The sequence below is a fragment of the Acidaminococcus intestini DSM 21505 genome (assembly GCF_000425045.1).
Lineage (GTDB): Bacteria > Bacillota > Negativicutes > Acidaminococcales > Acidaminococcaceae > Acidaminococcus > Acidaminococcus intestini.
This window is the reverse complement of sequence record NZ_AULA01000007.1, coordinates 1-19,729: the sequence shown is the minus strand read 5'-3', so window position 1 is coordinate 19,729 and position 19,729 is coordinate 1. Positions and strand designations below refer to the sequence as shown.

Genomic DNA, 19,729 nt, shown 5'->3' with positions numbered 1-19,729 from the left:
AAATGGATAACGTCTACGATTACATCAACGATTTTTATACGAACGACGACGGCTGGAACATGGTCATACCCCGGGATGACGTTGAAACCTATATCCGCAAATGTGCTTGGCAGGGCATGGATGACAAGGCCCTTCAAAAAGAGTGGGACAATCTCAGCATCTTCTGCATCTATCTGGAAAATGATATGTTGGAGATGCAGGATGTAACGGAGGAAATCCTTGTAGGCTGCGTGATTTGGGCCTGCCGCTATATTGTTGAATTCATGGGGACGTACGACGCAATCAAGGCGTTCCTTGACACACTGGAGCGTTTCTTTGTCCTTATGAAGGAACGCGGCGTTCTCATGAGCGTCCTGGCGCCGCACCTTGCAGCGAAAACCCTTTTAAATGAAGATGGGACCGTGGCCATTGTGACATGCCACGGACAGCTGCAAAAAGGGGAGGAGGAATGGGAAACGTGGGTTGGCCCACCCCCGGAAGGCAACATCTTCCTGCATGCCGGTGTGGGACTTGAGGAAATCATGGGAGAAATCAACATGTTCTTCCAGACAAGCCGCTTTACGCCGGACCTTGACCGCGCCATGCGGCTCTACCGGCATGCCGAAGGCCGCCTGGACCTTGAAGGACCGGAAGAAACGGACTTCTGGAAAGGCTTCTGGGATTACTTTCTTTTTAATTATCGGACCATGGATACGGCCGATACCCCCATTTCATTTTTTGCCGAACACAGCGGCACACATTACGAAACCCTTGCCTATGAACTGAGCCGTGCCCGCCTGCGTCTATTTGTCCTCGGTGAGGTCCTTGATGAAACGCGCTGCCTGGCAGAAGACCTGATGACGGGGGATCACTTTTATGTCAATATGACCCCGGAAATGGCAAGTCATCATGACTTGGGGGACGTCATTTTGGGCAATATCTTCCAGAACCAAAGTTTGTGCATGAACTATGAAAAGAGTTTCCGCCTGTCCCCCCTTTCAAGAAATAAGCTTCATACCATCCTGCAGCAATGTCTGGATTGGTTCCTGATTCAGGGCCCTGATCTTACGTGGAGTGACTTCATGGCGGCCAATCCTCTTTTTGTCCGCAGGATTGTTTCCCTTGTGTCAAATAATCCTGCCGCTGTGGCGTTTCCCTATAAGACGGCCATCAAGGACTATAAACCGCCCCGCATGACCCCCGCGCTGGACCGGTCGGAACAGGCCGTCAAGGAAATCATGGCCGCTGCGGGTTTTGGCATTACGGAGTTTTATTTTGCTCGCCGGCTGTGGCATGATTTTTTGAAGACGGATCCCAACCTTTCTGCCCTTGGGCCGGAACGCTGGGCCGCCGGTATTTTTGAAAACTTCCTTGAAATCAATGAAAAACGGGCTGCCCAGAAGAAACCTTTCTTCTCTGAATCCCTGGGCCTTCCGCAGCATCATATTGCCGAAGCCTACCAGACCATCCGCAGCGCCCTTTCCCTGGAACCATCCGATCCCCGCTATCTGACGGAAGTGGGATATATGATGATGTTCAGCAATTTATCGTAGGAGGAAACCATGATCTGTTCTCATTGCGGTTTGGAATATCCCGATCATTTGGCGGAATGTCCCAATTGCCATACGCCCAATGACGATATTGCCGCTGAAGTCCTGACGGAAGATGAACGGGACGCTTTTGAAGGCGTGACCATCGATCAGGTTCCCGATTCGGATACATATCGCGTGATGGACCAGGATGACCTGAAACAGGCCCAGGAAGAAGCAAAACCTTTCCGCTTGCGGGTCCTGAACTTCCTTTTGGGCCATCTGGGACTTGTTGCCGTGGGCATCATCGTCTTTTTGGTCCTTCTTATCCCCGTCTTTCTTTCCCTTATGCTTCCTTTTGTGGGGTACTTCATCATCATTGCCGCCATTTTTTTTGTCTTGCGGCTGATTGGACTGCGGTAAAGCAGCCCTTATAAAAAGGAGCCCTGAAGAAATGAACGTGTCATTTCTTCAGGGCTCTTTTTGCGTCTATGCTGAAAAATAGGAAGTGCGGCATAAGCGACATCTGTTAGGATGGATCCGCGCCTTTTTGGCTGGCGAAAAGACCTGCCAGTAACCTGTTTCCGTTACCAACAGATTAATCTTTAGCTGTAAGGAATCGCCGCAGCCACAAACCAGCGCAATCCATACGCGGGAAAAAGTAAACTCTACACCTCACACTACAGCAGTGACGTGATTTCATAGCGCTCATCTCTGCCACTGTAGGTTCGCCGATACTGCAGAGGCGTCATGCCATACCGTTTCCTGAACTGCTGGATAAAATGACTGATCTGCCCATAGCCAACATCCTCGCTGATCTCGGATACGCTCCGAGCTGACTTAAGGAGCTGGGTCCGTGCTTCATCAAGACGATAGGTGTTAAGAAAATGGATGGGCGGCATGCCTGTATATTTCTGGAAGAGTGCCGTCAGTTTGTTTTTATTGAGATGGGCGGCTGTTGACAGTTGTGAAATGGTGAGGGATTCGCTGAAATGGTCCTTGATGAAGGAGAGAATCCCATCAAAAAGCACGCGTTCTTCCGTATTTTTTGCTTCACCGCTTTCTTCAAAAGTCTCCATGATTTCTTCCATGACTTCCATAATAAAGGTTGTGACGGAAAAAAGACCTGTAGAATCATCGACATGGTGGATAAAGCGGCCGAGTTTCTCAAGGGATTGGGCATTTAGATTGATGAGTTCATACGTGCAGTAAGGATTTTCCGTAAGGGGGCGCAAGAACTGGTTCCAAAGGGCAGAGGGAAAGATGTCCTTTCTAAAATTGATGCATAATGTCTTGACTTCCGTCGTAATCGGATGGGAGCTATGCAGGATGGAATCATTGATGAAAAGAAGCTGGCTGCGGTCAAGGGGAAACTCCATGCCGTTGACGCGGTAGGAAAGTGTGCCGTCATAGACCCAAAGCAACTGCATTTCCTGGTGCCAGTGAATCGGAATATGGTCCCCTAGATGGGGCTGGTAACGCTGTGTGAACATGGCAATGGGAATTTCATTCTGGGAATACCAAATTTCTTCCTGTGCATTTTCGGTTGTCGAAATCCGATACTGGACGCCTTCACGTCGGCATTGGGGAAATGACGATTGAGCCATGGGATTCACTCTCCTTTACTGCTTTTTACCAGTATAGCATAATCTCGCGAGGTGTCCCTGTAATTTGGGAAGAATTTGATAAAAATGGGGATGATTGACATAGAAACTATGGTTAAATGGAAATATACTGAATTTAGTAAAAATTCGAATGCCCTAGAAAAGAAAAGGAGTGGCAATTATGGACATCAATAAGGAAAGACTGCTGGATTCAATCTTTATGCTGGGAAAAATTGGCATTGATGCATCTGGAGAACGGACGAGGCTTGCAGCATCGGACGCGGAAAAAGAAGGCCGTGATTTTGTTGTAAAGCAAATGAGGGAAGCCGGTCTTGATGTTGTTGTGGATCGTATCGGGAATATCTTTGGCATTTGGCAAACGGAAGAAAATAGGAAGGAAGCGCCTCTCATGATTGGCTCCCATATTGATACGGTCATCAATGCCGGACAATATGATGGCTGCTACGGTGTTTTGACTGGCATCGAAATCGTCCGCACCTTGAAGGAACAAAAGGCTGCGCTCAAACGGCCGCTTGTTGTCGGTGCGTTTACAAATGAAGAGGGCGTTCGTTACCAGCCGGACATGATGGGTTCCTTGGTCTATGCCGGCGACCTATCCCTTGACGAAGCCCTTGACAGCGTAGGAACCGATGGAACCATCCTGCGGGATGAATTGACTCGTATTGGGTACGGCGGAACGGTTGATCCCGGTTTCATCAAACCCTATGCATTCATCGAACTGCACATTGAGCAGGGTCCCATCATGGATGCCAAAGGCATTTCTATTGGCGCCGTTGAAAACCTCCAAGGCATTTCCTGGCAGCGCATTAGCATCGAGGGAGCGGCCAACCATGCAGGAACGACGCCAACGGATATGCGCATTGACGCAGGCCTTGCCGCTTCCAAAGTCAATGTCTTTATGCGGGAACGCTGCCTTGCTTCCAGCGGTAAGACCGTCTGCACCGTGGGGACCATGGCCCTTGAACCGAACGCGGTTAACGTCATTCCTTCCAAGGCTGTTTTTACGGTGGATGTGCGGAACCCGAATGAAGAAAAACTAAAGGAAGAAGAAATGGCACTTGCTGCTTATCTAAAGAAACTGGAAGAAACGGACCACGTGAAAATCCATACGGAACGCTTGGTTCGGTTCGAACCGGTTGAATTTGATAACGGCATCTGCAAGATTACGGAGAAAATGGCAGAAAAAAGAGGCCTCAGCCATTGCCGGATGACAAGCGGCGCCGGTCAGGATGCCCAAATGATGGCCCGCATCTGCCCGACTGCCATGATTTTTGTGCCGAGCGTGAAGGGAATCAGCCATAATCCGAAGGAATATACCCGTGATGAGGACCTCGTCGGTGGCGCCAATGTGTTCCTTGATATTGTTGCTGAACTGCTTCTTGCTTAAGGGAAAAATAGAGCAGAGAAGCGAAATTGTTTTGCATGCTTATCTAACACACTAGTGAATCCATAAGAAATACTCCCCGTTTCCTATTGGGGAAACGGGGAGTATTTTTCTATAGTAAATTGTTCCTTGCTTTCTTCTCTTTCTTTTCGCCATAGGCCCTCCGATACTGGAGCGGCGTCAGGCCATAGCGTTTCTTGAACTGTTGGATGAAATGGCTGACCTGGTCATAGCCGATATCTTCACTGATTTCCGATACGCTGCGGTCTGATTGCAGGAGCCGGGTCCGCGCTTCATCAAGGCGATACGTATTGAGAAAGAGGATGGGCGGCATGCCCGTGTACTTTTGAAAGAGTTCGGTCAGTTTGTTCTTATTGAGGTGGGAGACACCGGAGAGCTGAGCGAGACTGATGGATTCGGTAAAATGCTCCTTGATATAGGAAAGAAGCCCGTCAAATAGCATGGTTTCTTCCGTATTTCTCGATTCTCCCGTACCTGTAAAGGTCTTCATGACCCGCTCCATGATGGTGAGGATGAAGGCCGTGACGGAAAAAAGAATCAACTCGTCATCCGTCTGATTGATGTAGCCGATTAGGTTTTCCACTTCTGCCGCATCAAGGGGGAGCAGTTCATAAGTACAATGCGGATTTTCCACAAAGGGCTCCAGGAAGCGCTGCCAAAGGGCGGGAGGAAAAAGTTCTTTTCCAAAGTCAATGCACAGGGTCCTGACCTTTGTGCCGACAGGACGGGAACTATGCAGGATGCCATGGTTGATGAAAAGGAGTTTGTTGCGGTCCAAAGGAAATTCCGTTCCGTTGGCGCGATAGGAGAGGGTGCCTTCATAGACCCATAAAAGCTGCATTCCCTCATGCCAGTGGATAGGAATCTGATCGCCCAAAAGGGGCCGATACATCTGCTTGAACATGGCAATAGGCAGTTCCTTATAAGGATAAGGAATCCGCTCCTCGGCGTCAGCCGTTGGCTCAATGGTGTATTGGGAGCCGCCCAAGCGAATCTGCGGGATGGATGGTTTTCCCATAAGAGGGCACCTCCTTTTCTTTTTGCTTGGCTTCTTTACTGACAGTATACTACAAAAATTCCAAGGGAAAAAAGAAATTTGGGAAGATTTAGATATAAATGAGGATGATTTACATAGAATTAAGGAAGAATTGGAAATATACTGAATTTAACAAAAACGAAAATTTTTAGGAATCGTAAGGAAAAACAGCGATATCACCCTTACTTTGCAAGAAAAGAAAGTATGAAAGAGAGGATGAAGATTATGACAATTACCATGACTTCTTATTCCAGCGATGGAAAATGCGGGACCTGGGATGCGCCTTTTTCCACGGAAGAGGCAGAAAAGGTCCGTACCTTCCATAAGACTTTGGACGGGTATGCGAAGACCCCGCTGAGAAACCTCGCAAAAACGGCAAAAATCTTGGGACTTAAAGGGCTTTACGTCAAGGATGAAAGTTACCGTTTCGGCCTCAATGCCTTCAAGGGACTTGGCGGAAGCTATGCCCTTGCTAAAGTCCTTGCGGAAAAGACGGGAAAAGCCATGGATGATCTGACTTCCATTGCCCGCGGCACCTTTACCTTTGTAACCGCGACAGACGGCAATCATGGACGGGGCGTTGCCTGGGCCGCCCAGCACTTGGGACAAAAGGCCGTCATCTACATGCCGAAGGGCTCCCGCAGGGAACGCCTGGAAAACATTCGGAAACTAGGTGCCGAAGCGGAAATCACGAGTGTCAACTATGACGACACGGTCCGCCTGGCAAGTCGTATGGCAGAAGAAAAAGGCTGGATCCTGGTCCAGGATACGGCATGGGAAGGGTATGAAACGATTCCCCGTTGGATCATGCAGGGCTATATGACCATGGCCCATGAAGCTGTGGAGGACCTAAAGGACGTCGTTCCTACCCACGTCTTTCTGCAAGCCGGCGTCGGAGCTATGGCAGGGTCCATTACGGGCTTTTTGGCCCGCTATTATGGAAAGAACATGCCCCGGCTTTCTATTGTCGAGCCCAAAGCGGCGAGCTGCCTGTATAAAACGGCTGCGGCCAATGATGGCAAGCTCCACGCTGTAACCGGTAATCTTGCGTCCATGATGGCGGGGCTCTGCTGCGGCGAAGTCTGTACCTTGGGCTGGGATGTTATCAAGCATCATGCTTCCCACTTCTTTTCTGTTGACGACAGTGTAGCGGCTTTCGGCATGCGGCTTTTGGGAAACCCCGCAAAAGGAGATCCTGCCATTATTTCAGGTGAAAGCGGCGCCGTGACAATGGGGCTTGTGTACCGCCTCATGGTCGATCCCGAGCTTACGGGTATGAAGCATGCATTGGGGCTCACGGCTCAGTCCATTGTCCTGTGCATCAGTACGGAAGGAGATACGGACCAAGAGAATTATCGGAAGGTCGTCTGGGATGGCATGAACCATTCCTGATGACGCACAATGCGGTGCAGCATAGCATGACAGGCTGACTGCACCCTTTGCTTTACCTAGTAAGAAGAATTCCCCTTATAGACTTAGGAAAGTGGTGAATAAAAATGGCCTTCATCAGTGAATTCAACTCTCTTATGTGGGGATATGTCCTTTCCATCATCCTTTTAGGAACGGGGCTTGTCTACAGCATAGCTACAGGATTTCCCCAGCTCACCCAATTTGGCAAGATCTGGGACTCCCTCAAGGCCAATATGAACGGCGAAGGTGGGATTTCCGGCTTCAGTGCCCTTTGTGCTACCGTTGGCGGTCAGGTTGGGACCGGGTCCCTTGTGGGGGTGGCAAGTGCCCTTTTAGCGGGCGGCCCTGGAGCTCTCTTTTGGATGTGGATCACAGCCCTTTTTGGTATGGTCATCTCCTTTGCTGAAGCCGTTCTGGGGCAGCTTTACCATGAAAAAAGTCCCGATGGGAACTTTTACGGCGGTGCACCTTACTACATGACGAAGGGACTTCACAACAAAACATTGGCTTGCCTCTATGCAGCCTTTACGGTCTTTACCATGGGGATTGCCATTGTTATGCTCCAGACCCATTCTATTGCTTCGGCTGTGACCGTCATTTATCCTCTTCCTATCTGGGTCCTTGGTATTGGCGTCGCCCTGTTGACCGCCCTCGTTGTGCTGGGCGGAGTTAAACGGATTACAGAGACGGCTTCTCTTGTAGTTCCATTCATGGCTGTCATCTATTTACTGGGCGTCATCTATATCGTCATCACTCATTTCGCCCAGATTCCTGCGCTTTTTGCGCAAATCATGTCGTCGGCCTTTACAACAGAAGCTGCCGCTGGCGGTGCTGTAGGCTATACCATCAAAGAAGCTGTTCGTAACGGCGTAGCCCGCGGCCTTTTTTCCAACGATGCGGGAAATGGCTGCGCCGCTGCCATGCATGCGTCTGCGAAAGTCGAACATCCTGCCATGCAGGGCTTTGCCGCCATGTTCGGGACCTTTATGACGACCATCGTCATCTGCAGCTGCACAGGCTTTGCCATTCTGTTATCTGGTGTCCTTCACTCTGGAGCCATCGGGGTCAATCTTGTTCAAGCGGCCTTTTCTGCAAACCTTGGCAGTTTTGGCAATTACTTTGTCATGCTCATGACCTTTCTTTTCTGCTTTACAACCATCATTGCCGATGTCTTCTATGGAGAGGTGAGTGTTCGCTATCTATTTAAGGAGACTCCGGAAAAAGTGGAAAGGTATGTCAAGATGTTTAAAATCTTGGTTTTACTCCTCATCATCGTGGGTTCCATGATGCAGCTTGATGATTTGTGGGACTTTGTGGACTTTGGTGTGGCCTTCCTTGTTTTATTTAATGTTTACGCCTTGCTCAAGATGAAGGGGGACGTGGTCCATGTTCTTAAGGATTATTTGGAAAAATTAAAGGAAGGAAAGATCCCAAGCTGGGAAGCAGAAGGCAGTCAACCTAGGTAAGGAGGAAGTCTAATGGATGAACAAAAAGTAAAGGAAACTCTTATTTCGTGGCGGCATACTCTTCATGCCCACCCAGAAACGGCCTTTGAAGAAGTCGAAACGGCTCGTTTTGTTGCCGATAAGTTGCGCGCTATGGGCTGCACTGTCCATGAAGGTATTGGCGGTACGGGCGTTGTTGCAGATCTTACCGTGGGCGACGGGAAAAAAGTGATTGGCTTGCGAGCTGACATGGATGCCATTAACGTCAAAGAAGTGGGAACCCCCACTTATCAATCCCAGAATCCTGGAAAAATGCATGCCTGCGGCCACGACGGCCACATGACGATCCTTTTGGGTGCTATGACCCTACTTGCCGAGTCAAAGAATTTTAATGGCACGGTCCGGGCCATCTTCCAGCCTGCCGAAGAACCTGGAAAAGGGGCCAAGGCCATGATTGATGATGGCCTTTTTGAAAAGTATCCCGTCGATGAAATCTATGGCCTTCATAATATTCCTTTCCTACCCGAAGGCGAGATCCATACCCGTCCCGGCGGGATCATGGCAAGCGAGGATAACTTTACCATCAAGATCCATGGCCGCGGCGGTCATGCCTCAAGCCCCCATGTGGGCATCGATCCCCTCATTCCGGCGGCCCAGATCATCTTGGGCCTCCAGACCATTGTCTCAAGAAATGCCAATCCCTTGGAACCGGCCGTCGTGTCCGTGACAGAACTTCATACGGATGGCGCTCATAATGCCATTCCGTCGAACATCGTCATGACCGGTGATACGCGCAGCACGTCGCCTGAGATGCAGGCCCTCATTGAAATCCGCATGCGGACCATTGTGGAGCATGCCTGCGCTATGGCCGGGGCAGCCAGTGAATTCAGCTATACCCATGAATTTGCACCGACGGTCAACTGGCCTGAATGCGCCGCCCATGCAGCTGCAGCAGCCCGTAAGGCGGTAGGTGCCGACAAGGTCAAGGAAAACTGCCAGCCTGTCATGATTTCCGAGGACTTTGGTAAATTCCTCACCAAAGTACCGGGCTGTTTTGTCTTCCTTGGCAGCGGCAAGAAAGACAGACAAAACTACATGCTTCACAATGCTCAATTCGATTACAACGATGATGTCATCCTCACGGGGGTCAAGTTCTTCAAAACCCTTGTGGAAGATCGTCTCGCTGTATAATAAGTAATTTGAGAGGAGAACCCCAATGCGTAAAATTGAAACGAAAAAAGCTCCCGGTGCCATTGGCCCTTATTCACAGGCCTTTGAAACCAATGGATTTGTCATTACAAGCGGGCAGATTCCCGTCGACCCTCAAACGGGACTGGTTCCTGATGGCATCGAAAAACAGGCCCATCAGAGCTGCAAAAACGTGGCAGCCATTTTGGAAGCGGCTGGCACGAGCCTGGAAAAAGTCGTCAAGATCACCTGCTTTTTGGCGGATATGAAGGATTTTGCCGCCTTTAATGAAGTGTACGCCGCGTATTTCACGTCCTATCCAGCGAGAAGCTGTGTGGCCGTGAAGGATCTGCCAAAGGGCGCGGCCTGTGAAATTGAGGCCATTGCCGAAAAATAAGTAGGTCCTTTATGAAGGAGCAATGGCTAGAATCCCCCCCTCATTGCAATTGAACACCTATCCCCAAAAGGGACTGTGAAAAATGAGCACTTCTCATTTCGTCACAGCCCCTTTTAGACACCTTGGAACGACGTTGCACTAAGGACAAAAAGAGAAGTCCCTGCAGGAAAAAGACAGGGAAAGGAAGGGGAGGGGGCCTGTTTTTTTCGCCCTATTCAAGGTTTTTTCTTCGATTTCCTCGTAATTTTCACAATTTTTGGTTTTCCCGTTCCATTCAAATCATAATTAGTGTATAATTAAATACATAAGTGAAACCTGAAAATATGAGCCTTGGTTCATATATGTCCTTACCTGTTAAGGCGGCCTTCACTTATCGGTGAAAAGGTCACCGACAACTTGTTGAAGAAGGGATGATTTAGTTATGCGCGAAGTTGTAATTGCAAGTGCTGTAAGAACGGCTATCGGCAAATTTGGTGGCAGCCTGCTTCCCCTGTCTGCCCCTGAACTCGGTGCAATTGTCATCAAGGAAGCCCTGAAAAGAGCTAATGTCCCTGGTGAAAAAGTTGACGAAGTCATTTTTGGTAACGTCCTCCAAGCTGGACTGGGCCAAAACCCTGCTCGTCAGGCATCCATCAAAGCTGGCCTGCCTATTGAAGTTCCTGCTTTTACTGTCAATAAAGTCTGCGGTTCCGGCCTGAAATGTGTGGAACTGGCTGCTCAGTCCATCCTGGCTGGCGATAACGACATCGTCGTTGCCGGCGGTATGGAAAGCATGTCCAACGCTCCTTTTGTTACCAGCGGCAAAGCTCGTTGGGGTCTGCGTATGGGCGACAGCAAACTCGTCGATGTCATGATCAAGGATGGTCTGTGGGATGCGTTCAATAACTATCACATGGGCATCACTTCCGAAAACGTCGCTGAAAAATTCGGCGTAACCCGTGAAGACCAGGACGAAGTTTCTGCCCGTTCCCAGCAAAGAGCCATTGCGGCCATCAAGAGCGGTGCTTTCAAGGACGAAATCGTTCCTGTTACCATCAAAACCAAAAAGGGCGAAACCGTATTTGATACGGATGAATTCCCGCGTGAAGGAACCACGACGGAAATCCTGGCCAAACTGCGTCCTGCCTTTAAACAAGGCGGCACGGTCACGGCTGGCAACGCTTCCGGTCTGAACGACGGGGCTGCCGCCCTTGTCATCATGAGCGCGGAAAAAGCACAGGAACTCGGCATCAAACCGATGGCGAAGATCCTGTCCTATGCTTCTGCCGGTGTCGATCCTGCCATCATGGGCATTGGGCCTATCCCTGCAAGCCGCAAAGCCCTCTCCAAGGCAGGTCTGGAAGTCAAGGACCTTGACCTCATCGAAGCCAACGAAGCGTTTGCTGCTCAGTTCGTAGAAGTCGGCCGTGAGCTGAACTTCGATCCTGATAAAGTCAACGTCAATGGCGGTGCCATTGCCCTCGGTCACCCGATTGGGGCTTCCGGCGCCCGCATTCTTGTAACGCTTCTGTACGCACTGAAAAACCGCGACAAGAAGCTTGGCCTGGCAACGCTCTGCATCGGCGGCGGTATGGGTACGTCTGCTGTTGTGGAAATGTTATAATCATCAATCACTTAAAAAAAGTGGAGAAAGAGGGAATGATTCATGGATTTTAATCTGACTGAAGACCAACAAATGATTAAGGAGCAGGCTGCTGACTTTGCAGAAAGATTCCTGGCTCCGACCATTGAAGAAAGAGACAAGAACCACGTTTGGGACCGCAAGATCATCAACGAAATGATCGAAAATGGCTTCCAAGGCATCTGCTTCCCTGAAGAATACGGCGGAGCTGGCATGGACGTTCTCAGCTACATCCTGGCTGTTGAAGAAATGTCCAAAGTCGATGATGGTACGGGTATCACCCTTTCCGCTTCCGTTTCCCTGTGCGCAACGCCGATCTACATGTTCGGTACGGAAGAACAGAAACAAAAATACCTGACCCCGATCTGCGAAGGCCGCACCATTGGTGCTTTCGGCCTGACCGAACCGTCCGCTGGTACGGATGCTTCCGCTCAGCAGACCACGGCTGTTCTGAAGGGTGACAAATACATCCTGAACGGCTCCAAGATCTTCATCACCAACGGCAGCGAAGCTGAAACCTATGTCATCTTTGCTATGACCGATAAGAGCGCTGGCGTACACGGCATTTCCGCTTTCATCGTAGAAAAAGGCATGCCTGGCTTCCGCTTCGGCAAGATCGAAGACAAGATGGGCGGTCACACCTCCCTGACAGCTGAATTGATTTTTGAAGACTGCGAAGTTCCTAAAGAAAATCTGCTCGGCAAAGAAGGCGAAGGCTTCAAGATTGCTATGCAGACCCTGGACGGCGGCCGTATCGGCGTTGCCGCGCAGGCTCTGGGTATCGCACAGGGCGCCCTCGACGCTGCTGTGAAATACTCCAAGGAACGTGAACAGTTCGGCCGCAGCATTTGCAAATTCCAGGCCCTGAGCTTCAAGATGGCTGATATGGCCATGAAGATCGAAGCTGCCCGTCTGCTCGTTTATCGTGCAGCTAACCTGAAGAACGAAGGCAAACCGTACTCTGCAGCCGCTGCTATGGCTAAGTGCTTTGCTTCCGACGTTGCCATGGAAGTTACGACTGATGCTGTCCAGATCTTTGGTGGTTACGGCTACACCGTTGACTATCCGGCTGAACGCTATATGCGTAACGCTAAGATCACCCAGATCTACGAAGGCACCAACGAAGTTCAGCGTATGGTCATCTCCCGTGATCTCTTGAGCGACAAAAAGAAGAAATAATCTCGCTCGGCATTCCTGCTGATTGATGACACTTTGATCCCTCGCCCCCTATGGGGACGGGGGATATAAAGTATCAATCGTTCTCTGAAAAGTTGTAAATATCTTTCTGCACATTAGAGGGTGCAGAGGGATCGCTGCGGGTATACTGACAGGACCCGGAAGCTGCGCTTGCTTCCAAAACCTTTCGCGGCACTGTTTCCCATGCAGCTATCCACTGCATGAATTTACCTTAAAAGGAGATATTCAGTTATGGAATTAAAGAAAGTTATGGTTATCGGCGCTGGTCAAATGGGCAGCGGCATTGCACAAGTCATGGCTGCTCATGGTGTAGAGGTTGTACTCCGCGATATCAAACAAGAATTTGTTGACCGCGGGATCAAAAATATTGAAAAGAACCTTACGCGCAGCGTAGAAAAAGGCCGCATCACCGAAGATGAGAAAAAAGCGACCCTGGGCCGTATCACCGGTGTTGTTGAGATGACGAAGGAAACCTGCAACGTTCATCTGGCTATTGAAGCAGCTACGGAAAACGTCAAGATCAAAAAAGACATTTTCCAGACCCTTGATGAACTCTGCCCGGAAGATGCCATCATTGCCAGCAACACGTCTTCCGTTTCCATCACCATGCTTGGCGGGTTCACGAAGAGAGCTGATAAATTCATCGGCATGCACTTCTTTAACCCGGCTCCTGTCATGAAATTGGTAGAAGTCACCCGCGGCCTTGCTACGAGCGACGATACCTTCAAAAAAGTGTATGACCTGGCTGCAGCCCTTGATAAGACCCCTGTAGCCGTCAAGGATTCTGCTGGATTTGTCGGCAACCGGATCATGATCCCTATGCTGAACGAAGCCATCTTTACCCTGATGGAAGGCGTTGCCAGCGCGGAAGACATCGATGCCGTTGCCAAACTCGGCTTCAACCATCCGATGGGACCTCTCGCCCTTGCTGACCTTATCGGCAACGATACGGTCCTTGCCATCATGGAAGTCCTCTACAAGGAATTTGGTGATCCGAAATACCGTCCGTGCCCGCTGCTCCGCAAGATGGTCGAAGCTGGTTATCTGGGACGCAAGACCGGCAAAGGATTCTACGATTACAAGAAATGATGGGCGGTGAACAGGATGTATGAATACAAGAACCTGCTTGTTAATACAGCAGAAGACGGCATCACGACGGTAACCATCAACCGTCCGAAAGCCTTGAATGCCCTGGACACGCTGACCCTGGAAGAAATGAAGGACTGTTTCAATCGCCTGGCTTCTGACGTTGCGACAAAATCCGTCCTCATTACCGGTGCCGGCCCCAAATCCTTTGTTGCTGGTGCTGACCTTGGCGCCATGAGCAAAATGACCGTAACGGAAGCCCGCTGCTTCTCCGTCCTTGGTCATGCTGTCTTTAACGCCATTGAACGCATCCCTGTTGCTGTCGTAGCAGCCATCAACGGATTTGCCCTGGGCGGCGGCTGCGAACTGGCCCTTGCCTGTGATTTCCGTTTTGCTTCCGACAACGCCAAATTTGGTCAGCCGGAAGTCAACTACGGCATCATTCCGGGATTCGGTGGCTCCCAGCGTCTGGCCCGCCTTATCGGGACGGGCGAAGCAAAAGAGATGATTTATACCGGGTCCATGATTGACGCTGAAGAAGCCCTGCGGATTGGTCTCATCAACCGCATTACGACTCAGGAAAACCTCATCCCAGAATGCGAAGCCATTCTCCGCAAGATCATGAGCAAAGCTCCGATGGCCATTGCATCTGCAAAAAATGCCATCAATACGGGCATGAACATGGACCTGCGCAGCGGTCTTGCTTACGAAGCACAGGTCTTCGGATCCTGCTTTGCTACGCGCGACCAAAAAGAAGGCATGGCAGCCTTCCTCGAAAAGAGAAAACCTGTCTTTACCAACCGGTAACAAACATCGCGCAAGCGATGATAAAAAGACCGTGAAGCGTGGTGCTTCATGGTCTTTTTGTATGAGAGGGCAACCCGTTTTGCGTAGCGAGGAAAAGGAATCCTACTTTTCGGTAAGGCCGATTGAACAGGCTTTTCGGTGGGAATCAGCCACTAGCTGCGCGTCAGGCATCAACCTGGCTGAGAAAGCAGCGCGCCATCAAAGATCAAATCCCTTTCCCTTCATCCTTAACCTGTGTTATACTTTTCTCATCATATTGTGAGGAGGAACATCATGAAAACAACATACAGCAGAACCGAATCCGTATGGCAGCGCATGAATAACAGCGAGAAAAAAGCCGTAATGGCCTATGGCGAGAAATATAAAGCTTTTCTTGACAAAGCCCGCACGGAACGGCAGTCCGTCAATTTCATCATAGAAGCGGCCGAAAAAAAGGGATTCAAGCCCCTCTACGACCTGAAGGCCCTTCATGAGGGAGATAAGGTCTATTGGAACCAAAAAGGCAAATCAGTCATCCTTGCCGTGATCGGCAAAGAACCCGTCAAGGAAGGGCTGAAGATTGTGGGCTCCCATATTGACGCACCGCGCCTTGACCTTAAAGGTAACCCCGTCCATGAGCAGGATGGCCTTGTCTACTTCCGTACCCATTACTACGGCGGCATCAAGAAGTATCAGTGGCCCTGCATTCCCCTGGCCCTGTGCGGCGTCATCTATACGCAAAAAGGCAAGAAGATCGAGGTCAATATCGGCATGGACGAAAATGATCCCGTCTTTTACATTACGGACCTGTTGATCCACATGGCCCAGGACCAGATGAAAAAGACCATGGCCGAAGGCGTGACTGGGGAACAGCTTCAGGCCATCATCGGCTCCCATGCTGGAAAAGAGGAGAAAGTCAAGGACGCCATCTTGAATCTCCTCAAAAAGACCTATGGCATAACGGAAGAAGATTTCACGACGGCTGAACTCGAATTGGTACCGGCCATGAAAAGCCGTGATGTCGGCTTTGATCGTTCCCTCATAGCGGCCTATGGCCAGGACGACCGTGTCTGCTCCTACGCCAACCTGGAAGCCCTGCTTGCCGCCAAACCGGGGACCAAGACCCAAGTGGCCCTCTTTACGGATAAAGAAGAGATCGGGTCCTACGGGAACACAGGTATGATGAGCTCCTATTTTGTGAAGTTTGTCATGAAGATGCTGGCCCTCCAGGGCAGCGGGGCCCTGCTGGACTTTTACGAAACCATGGAAAAGAGCGAAATGCTCTCTGGCGACGTCAATAGCTGCCTTGATCCCATGTTCCCTGAAGTAACGGAGAAAGATAATTCTTCTCTCTGCGGCTATGGCCTTGCCTTGACCAAATACACGGGGGCTCGCGGTAAAGCCGGCAGCAATGACGCCAACAGCGAATTCATCCAAAAAGTCCGTCAAATCTTTAATGATGGCGGTGTAGCTTGGCAGATTGGCGAACTAGGCAAGGTGGACCAGGGCGGCGGCGGAACCATTGCCTTCATGATGGCTGATTGGGGCTGCGAAGTCGTTGACTGCGGAACCGCCATGCTGAGCATGCATTCTCCCTACGATCTCCTGTCAAAAGCTGATGCGTACGAAACCTACCTGGGCTACAAAGTCTTTTTTGAAAGCAAGTAACTGAACATGACTGAACGAACACTGCTTCTTCGGAGGCAGTGTTTTTTTGATAAGGGAAGGAACTGGGGAAACATAGATAATAATGATTCTTAAAATTATAAAAGCATTAAAAAACAAAATGTTGGGTTTTCTGTGAAAAATGAACTGTAACTCAAAAAGGTATAGTATAATATGTTCATCCATCCACACAAGTTAAACGGTGGATGGATAACCTAACAAATCCAATGATCAAAAGTAGTTTTTATGATAGTGATGCAAACTTGAAAGGAGCATGAACGATGCAAAAAGTCGATCTTTTAAAAGAATATGGTCTGTACATCAACGGTGAATTTGTACCCGCCTCAGACGGAACTACGTTTGCCGCCCATAATCCAGCCAATGGGGAAGCTTTGGCTCTGTGCGCCGAAGCCACCAAACAAGACGTGGACCGCGCCGTCAAGGCGGCCCGTGAGGCACTCCCCAGCTGGTCCAAAACCTCTCCCATTGAGCGTCAGAACCTGCTCCTTAAGATTGCGGACATCATCGATGAGAATAAGGAACGGCTGGCCCTTGTGGAGACCCTCGACAACGGCAAACCCATCCGTGAGACCATGGCCGCTGATATTCCTTTAGGCTCGGATCACTTCCGTTATTTTGCGGGCTGCCTGCGCGCATGGGAAGGCTCTGCCACCATGCTTGACGACAACACCATGTCCCTTGTTCTCCATGAACCTGTAGGTGTCGTCGGTCAGGTCATCCCTTGGAACTTCCCCTTTACCATGGCCTGCTGGAAGCTTGCACCGGCTCTTGCTGCAGGCAATACGGTTGTCATTAAGCCGTCTTCCCATACCTCTTTGTCCCTGCTGGAACTGCTTCGCCTCATTGACGGCGTCCTGCCCAAAGGGGTCGTGAACCTCATTACCGGCAAAGGTTCCCGCAGCGGTCAGTGGCTCCTGGATCATCCGGACCTTGATAAGCTGGCCTTTACCGGTTCCACAGAAGTCGGTCACGGCGTCTATCAGGCCGCTTGTGACAAACTGATTCCTGTGACCTTGGAACTTGGCGGTAAATCGGCGAATATCGTTTTTGATGACGCTGACCTTAAGCAAGCCATTGACGGTACCTGCAAGGGCATCCTCTTCAATCAGGGCCAGGTCTGCTGTGCCGGTTCCCGTCTCTTTGTCCAGGAAGGCATCTTTGATGAATTTGTCAGCCACCTGAAAGACACCTTTGAACATGTCCGGATCGGGGATCCGACAGACCCGAATACCCAGCTGGGCGCCCAGATTTATCGTTCCCAGCAGGAAAAAGTCCTGAACTATGTCAAAATCGGCGTGGAAGAAGGGGCAGAACTTGTGACAGGCGGCGAACGCTACACCGAAAATGGCTGTGATAAAGGCTTTTTCATGAAACCAACCATCCTCATCAGCCATACCAATGACTGCCGCGTCTGCCAGGAAGAAATCTTTGGCCCCGTTGTGGTCATCCAGAAATTCAAGACCCTTGACGAAGTGATTGACCTTGCAAACGCCAGTGAATACGGTCTAGGCGGTGCCGTCTTCACAAAGAACATCGATACGGCCCTCAAAGTGGCCCGTTCCGTCCGCACGGGACGGATGTGGGTCAACACCTATAACGACCTGCCCGCCGGCGCACCTTTTGGCGGCTACAAAAAATCCGGGATTGGCCGGGAAACCCACAAAGTCCTCTTGGAACATTACAGTCAGTTGAAGAACATTCTCATCAACCTGCGTGAAGGGGTGAGTGGGATGTATGACGTGAAATGATTTTGGAAAAAGTAGCAACAGTTTATGCGGCGTTTGCTGAAAACCCTGTTGAAAAGTGCACAAAATATCCCCGTGAGTCAATCACGGGGTATTTTTTGTTTGAAGGACCTTATTCAGGAGTGCGTCAAAACGGACTGCCGTTTCCGTTGCAATAGCCTTTGTCACGTGGATATAAATCAATTTCGAGGAGTGTAACCTATTTTGAGTAAATCAGCTATTGCACAAAAAAATTTCATTCTCCATACTTAAGGGAATATAGAAAGATTGGGCATCCTACTGGCGCAGTTACCGCTGAATGCGATGCATACAAGATGACCCAAGACTATGGCTGCTAATTCTTTATCGATATTAACGATGAGGACGAATCTGGGTTCATTGCACAGAGGACAATCGGGGCCCAGATTGCGTCGATTTTCTGCACGAGGGGCCTCCACTGGCTGTTCGATAGAAAAATCTATGGAAACAATGGGGCATGACCTGTCGTCTGAAGGATTGTTTCACGATTTACGATAGGTAACGCATGGGTGCTTTCTGCCGTCTTTTTTATCCGGAGTCAATAGGGGATGACGCTCGGACCCAAACCGCCCCCTGACGGGGGAACGGGTCCGAACTTAATTCGCCCTCAAACATGTTCTTTGGCTTTCCGCTGCGCTCCAAAGCAGCCTCAGAACTCCGGGCGAATCTGCCTCGCTAACCGCTCGCAAGGAAACGTCACTGGCCTTCCTCATCCACCACCGAAAGGGCATGCTTGCCTCATTAGAATGAGGCAACATGCGGCTTTCGGTCCCCCGCCTTACCAAGGCGGATTGATGCCGCGCATCGAGTCCTAAGGCAAATGGCTGTACACAGGATGTTCCAGCCGCTATCGTGATTTCTACGTTTCAAAAAGACCCGCCTCTTACAATGGCTATAAAAAGCTAATAGCCCAAAACCGAGCCTACGACTGCGTCCGGGTTAGGGCTTACCTTGCCGATTTTTCTTACGGTCTTTTGCCACCGTGCTTTCGCCATGGTAAGGCGGATCGATGCCGCGCATCGAGTCCTAAGGCAAATGGCTGTACACAGGATGTTCCAGCTGTTATCGTGATTTCTACGTTTCAAAAAGACCCGCCTCTTACAATGGCTATAAAAAGCTAATAGCCCAAAACCGAGCCTACGACTGCGTCCGGGTTAGGGCTTACCTTGCCGATTTTTCTTACGGTCTTTTGCCACCGTGCTTTCGCCATGGAGACGGCAAAAGCCGATCCGCCTTACCAAGGCGGATTGATGCTGCGCATCGAGTTTTAAGGGAAAAGACCGGAAGTGGATCGTTCTAAGCGCCATTGTGCTTTCTATTTCAAAGGATCAGCCTCTTACAAAAACCGAATATAAGATAAGAGCCCAAAACCGAACCTACGTCTACGTCCGGTTTTGGGCTTCTCTTATGTTTTTTTGTCTTCCAATCTTTTGCGTTCCAATCGTTTGCCTCTATGTTTTCCTCTTCGTGTTTTCGCCTTGGAGACGGCGAAAGCCGTTCCGCCTTGCCAAGGCGGGGGACCAAAAGCCACTTGATTCTGCAAAGCAGAAGGCAAGTCCTTTTGGTGGTGGATGAG

General features: G+C 50.1%; 15 protein-coding genes. 13 read left to right on the top strand and 2 right to left on the bottom strand.

What is annotated here, in order from left to right; all coding sequences use genetic code 11:
- Positions 1 to 2 precede the first annotated feature (2 nt).
- A complete protein-coding gene (locus tag H503_RS0103065) occupies positions 3 to 1,532 on the top strand; it encodes a hypothetical protein (protein ID WP_009016112.1) in 1,530 nt (509 codons plus the stop codon).
- A gap of 9 nt (positions 1,533 to 1,541) precedes the next feature.
- Positions 1,542 to 1,931, top strand: coding sequence for a hypothetical protein (locus H503_RS0103060; RefSeq protein ID WP_009016113.1), 390 nt, complete (start codon positions 1,542 to 1,544; stop codon positions 1,929 to 1,931).
- A 257-nt stretch (positions 1,932 to 2,188) separates the two neighbouring features.
- On the opposite strand, the gene H503_RS0103055 is transcribed toward H503_RS0103060, so the two are convergent.
- Entirely contained in the window at positions 2,189 to 3,115 is a 927-nt protein-coding gene (locus tag H503_RS0103055; RefSeq protein ID WP_022227274.1) for an AraC family transcriptional regulator, read from the bottom strand.
- 178 nt (positions 3,116 to 3,293) lie between these two features.
- Between H503_RS0103055 and H503_RS0103050 the strand changes: the two genes are divergently transcribed.
- The gene (locus H503_RS0103050; RefSeq protein ID WP_014128275.1) at positions 3,294 to 4,520 is read left to right on the top strand and encodes a Zn-dependent hydrolase; all 1,227 of its coding nucleotides are present in this window, start codon (positions 3,294 to 3,296) and stop codon (positions 4,518 to 4,520) included.
- Between the two features lie 109 nt (positions 4,521 to 4,629).
- On the opposite strand, the gene H503_RS0103045 is transcribed toward H503_RS0103050, so the two are convergent.
- Positions 4,630 to 5,556: an AraC family transcriptional regulator gene (locus H503_RS0103045; protein ID WP_009016116.1), complete on the bottom strand. Its 927-nt coding sequence runs from the start codon at positions 5,554 to 5,556 to the stop codon at positions 4,630 to 4,632.
- 222 nt (positions 5,557 to 5,778) lie between these two features.
- Here H503_RS0103045 and dpaL point away from each other — a divergent pair, with 222 nt between their 5' ends.
- The 10 genes from dpaL (at position 5,779) to H503_RS0102990 (ending at position 18,138) form a co-directional block, all read left to right on the top strand.
- The gene (gene dpaL / locus H503_RS0103035) at positions 5,779 to 6,966 is read left to right on the top strand and encodes a diaminopropionate ammonia-lyase (protein ID WP_026385427.1); all 1,188 of its coding nucleotides are present in this window, start codon (positions 5,779 to 5,781) and stop codon (positions 6,964 to 6,966) included.
- A gap of 104 nt (positions 6,967 to 7,070) precedes the next feature.
- Positions 7,071 to 8,450, top strand: a complete 1,380-nt coding sequence (locus tag H503_RS0103030) for an alanine/glycine:cation symporter family protein (RefSeq protein WP_009016118.1) — start codon at positions 7,071 to 7,073, stop codon at positions 8,448 to 8,450.
- A gap of 12 nt (positions 8,451 to 8,462) precedes the next feature.
- Entirely contained in the window at positions 8,463 to 9,620 is a 1,158-nt protein-coding gene (locus H503_RS0103025; protein WP_009016119.1) for a M20 aminoacylase family protein, read from the top strand.
- A gap of 25 nt (positions 9,621 to 9,645) precedes the next feature.
- A complete protein-coding gene (locus H503_RS0103020; protein WP_026385426.1) occupies positions 9,646 to 10,014 on the top strand; it encodes a RidA family protein in 369 nt (122 codons plus the stop codon).
- A gap of 421 nt (positions 10,015 to 10,435) precedes the next feature.
- Positions 10,436 to 11,617, top strand: a complete 1,182-nt coding sequence (locus H503_RS0103015) for an acetyl-CoA C-acetyltransferase (protein WP_009016121.1) — start codon at positions 10,436 to 10,438, stop codon at positions 11,615 to 11,617.
- 42 nt (positions 11,618 to 11,659) lie between these two features.
- Positions 11,660 to 12,814, top strand: a complete 1,155-nt coding sequence (locus H503_RS0103010; protein ID WP_009016122.1) for an acyl-CoA dehydrogenase — start codon at positions 11,660 to 11,662, stop codon at positions 12,812 to 12,814.
- A gap of 249 nt (positions 12,815 to 13,063) precedes the next feature.
- Entirely contained in the window at positions 13,064 to 13,921 is an 858-nt protein-coding gene (locus tag H503_RS0103005; RefSeq protein ID WP_009016123.1) for a 3-hydroxybutyryl-CoA dehydrogenase, read from the top strand.
- A gap of 15 nt (positions 13,922 to 13,936) precedes the next feature.
- A complete protein-coding gene (locus H503_RS0103000) occupies positions 13,937 to 14,725 on the top strand; it encodes an enoyl-CoA hydratase-related protein (protein WP_009016124.1) in 789 nt (262 codons plus the stop codon).
- A gap of 273 nt (positions 14,726 to 14,998) precedes the next feature.
- Positions 14,999 to 16,372 (top strand): aminopeptidase, encoded by a 1,374-nt coding sequence (locus tag H503_RS0102995; protein WP_016459663.1) that lies wholly within the window; start codon positions 14,999 to 15,001, stop codon positions 16,370 to 16,372.
- Positions 16,373 to 16,650: 278 nt separating this feature from the next.
- Positions 16,651 to 18,138: an aldehyde dehydrogenase family protein gene (locus tag H503_RS0102990; RefSeq protein ID WP_009016126.1), complete on the top strand. Its 1,488-nt coding sequence runs from the start codon at positions 16,651 to 16,653 to the stop codon at positions 18,136 to 18,138.
- Positions 18,139 to 19,729 lie beyond the last annotated feature (1,591 nt).